The 500-nt window shown below is 48.2% G+C and carries 1 protein-coding gene; it reads right to left on the bottom strand.

The window, feature by feature from the left end; genetic code table 11:
• Positions 1-379 (bottom strand): sporulation protein (locus R7Q11_RS29810; RefSeq protein ID WP_318094502.1); only part of this gene is annotated, 379 nt, incomplete at its 3' end.
• Positions 380-500: the final 121 nt, after the last annotated feature.

The raw sequence follows: 500 nt of genomic DNA, 5'->3' as shown, positions 1-500 counted from the left end.
CAGTTTCTAGCCAGACTTTTGCATCGCCGATGGTCACTGGCGTGTTCCAAGGCACGTCGAGTTTGACGTCGAAGGTGCGCTCTTCACCAGGATGAATCGTAAAGGCGTACGGGAGATTCCATTTCGCCAAGACATGCGTTTGCGGTACTCGACGCATGCTGTGCCCTTCTCGCGCACCACGGTCGTCCGGAGCCTCTGCGATGTAGCGGCAACAAAGCTTCATATCGATATTATCGATCGCTTGTTCTGTCGCGCCACCATAAACGTGAATAGAAACATCCACACTTTGACCGGGATAAAGCACATCCTGATTTAGAATCGAATCTACCTTAGCGCTGCCGATCCCAAAGCTCGCAAGTGTCTTCTTCAAAAATGACATATGCACCTCCTTTGTCGAGATCTCATACTACTACTGCTGATCATGGGATCAAAACAAATTTTTGCGTCGATCCGAGCGACAAAATAACAAAATCGAGAGAATTCAATTGCTCAACTATCGA

This window comes from Vibrio sp. 970 (genome assembly GCF_033339075.1).
The sequence above is the reverse complement of the archived record's forward strand: the minus strand, read 5'-3'. Positions and strand labels throughout refer to the sequence as shown.